The sequence below is a fragment of the Kitasatospora sp. NPDC023120 genome, from assembly GCF_055560835.1.
Window position 1 is genome coordinate 1 of the sequence record NZ_JBVHHY010000097.1, and the last position, 2,557, is coordinate 2,557.

The following is a 2,557-nucleotide window of genomic DNA, read 5'->3' on the forward strand; positions in this document are numbered from 1 at the left end:
CGCTTCGACACGGTGCTGCGGCCCAAGGTCGATGCCGCCTGGCACCTGCACGAGCTCACGAAGGACCATGAGCTGTCGGCCTTCGTCCTGTTCTCCGCCGGTGCCGGAACGCTGGGCAACGCGGGGCAGGCGAACTACGCTGCGGCGAACGTCTTCCTCGACGCCCTCGCCCAGACCCGTCGCGCCGAGGGCCTGCCGGCCGTCTCCCTCGCCTGGGGCCTGTGGGCCGAGACCAGCGCCATGACCGGCACCCTGGGCCAGGCCGACCTGACCCGTCTCGCCCGCCTGGGCGTCCTGCCCATGGAGTCGGAGGAAGGTCTCGCCCTGTTCGACCTGGCCGTCGGCTCCGGCGAACCCTTCCTCCTCCCGATGCGCCTCGACCCGGCCGCACTGCGCCGCCGCGCCGCCGCCGACGGGCTTCCGTCGCTGCTGAGCGGGCTGGTCCCGCAGCGCGTCCGGCGTCAGGCCGCCGGTACGGGAACCTCTGCCGCGAAGGGTGGCGATCTCGGCCGCCGGCTCACGGGCATGTCCGAAGCCCAGCGGCAGGAGTCGCTGCTCGACCTGGTCCGGGGAGAGGTGGCCTCCGTCCTCGGGTACGCCTCCGCTACTGCGGTCGACCCCGAGCGGGCCTTCAAGGACGTCGGCTTCGACTCCCTCACCGCCGTCGAACTGCGCAACCGGCTGGGCGCCGCCACCGGTCTGCGCCTACCGGTGACGCTGGTCTTCGACCACCCGAACGCCGCTGCCGTGGTTCGCCTCCTGTGGACCGAACTCGGCCTCGGCGAAGGGGCGACGGCGGAGGCCGCCGAGGAACCGGCCCGGCGGAGCGCCGCCGCGACCGGAGACGAGCCGATGGCGATCGTCGCGATGAGCTGCCGTTTCCCCGGCGACGTGACCTCCCCGGAGCAGCTCTGGGACCTCGTGCTCGCCGGCCGGGACGCCATTACCGCCATGCCCGACGACCGTGGCTGGAACCACGACGAGCTCTACGACCCGACCCCCGGACTCCCGGGCCGGATCTATGCACGCGAAGGCGGATTCCTGCGGGACGTCGCCGAGTTCGATGCCGGATTCTTCGGGATCTCGCCGCGTGAGGCGCTGGCGATGGATCCGCAGCAGCGGCTGCTGCTGGAGACCTCCTGGGAGGTGCTGGAGCGGGCCGGGATCGACCCGGCGTCGCTCCGGGGCAGCCGGACCGGGGTCTTCGCGGGCCTGATGTACCACGACTACGGCGCGCGGCTCAGCGGGGGCGCGGTGCCGGAGGGCGTCGAGGGGTACGTCGGCAACGGCAGCCAGGGCAGCATCGCGACCGGCCGGGTCTCGTACACCCTCGGGCTGGAGGGCCCTGCCGTCACCGTCGACACCGCCTGCTCCTCCTCGCTGGTCGCCCTGCACCTCGCGATGCAGGCGATCCGCCAGGGGGAGTGCGACATGGCGCTCGCCGGCGGCGTCACCGTCATGTCCTCCATCGAGATGTTCCTTGAGTTCAGCCGCCAGCGCGCAATCTCTCCGGACGCCCGCTGCAAGGCCTTCGGCGCGGGTGCCGACGGCGCCGGCTTCAGCGAGGGCGTGGGCATGCTGCTGGTGGAGCGGCTGTCGGACGCGCGCCGGCTCGGGCATCCGGTGCTGGCGGTGGTGCGTGGCAGCGCGGTGAACCAGGACGGCGCCTCGAATGGCCTTACGGCCCCGAACGGTCCGTCGCAGCAGCGGGTGATCCGTCAGGCGCTGGCTTCGGCAGGGCTGGAGGCCGGAGAGGTCGACGCGGTCGAGGGCCACGGGACGGGGACGTCGCTGGGTGATCCGATCGAGGCGCAGGCTCTGTTGGCCACGTACGGGCAGGGGCGTTCGGCTGAACGGCCGCTGTGGCTGGGGTCGTTGAAGTCGAACATCGGGCACGCGCAGGCGGCTTCGGGCGTGGGTGGCGTGATCAAGATGGTGATGGCGATGCAGGCCGGTGTGCTGCCGCGCACTCTGCACGCGGACGATCCGTCCCCGCACATCGACTGGACGGAGGGGCACGTCCGCCTGCTCGCCGAGCAGCAGCCGTGGCCGGAGACCGGGCAGCCGCGTCGTGCGGGCGTCTCCTCCTTCGGTGCCAGCGGCACCAATGCCCACCTCATCCTGGAGCAGGCGCCGGCCGGTGAGCCGGAGGCGCCGAAGGGCGCGCTGGAGCTGCCGGCGGTGCCGTGGGTGATCAGCGCGAAGTCCGAGGACGCGCTGACGGCGCAGGCCGAGCGGCTGCGGTCGTTCGTCGCGGAGCGGCCGGAGCTGGAGCCGGTGGATGTGGCGTTCTCGCTGGCGACGACGCGTGGTGCGCTTGAGCACCGGGCCGTCGTCGTTGGTGCGGATCGTGACGAACTGCTTGCCGCTCTCGGCTCGTTGACCGAGAAGAGCAGCGCGAAGGGCGGCCGGACCGCGTTCCTGTTCACGGGGCAGGGTGCGCAGCGTCTGGGCATGGGACGTGAACTCGCCGAGGCGTTCCCGGTGTTCGCGGAGTCGCTGGATGCGGTTTGTGTCGCGCTGGATCCGCAGCTCGGTCGCCCGCTGCGTGAGGTGA

The 2,557-nt window shown here is 72.4% G+C and carries 1 protein-coding gene; it reads left to right on the plus strand.

Annotation, left to right across the window (positions count from 1 at the left end; all coding sequences use genetic code 11):
- Positions 1-2,557: type I polyketide synthase (locus ACZ3TI_RS40830; protein ID WP_465735640.1), on the plus strand; the 2,557-nt coding region annotated here is incomplete at both ends.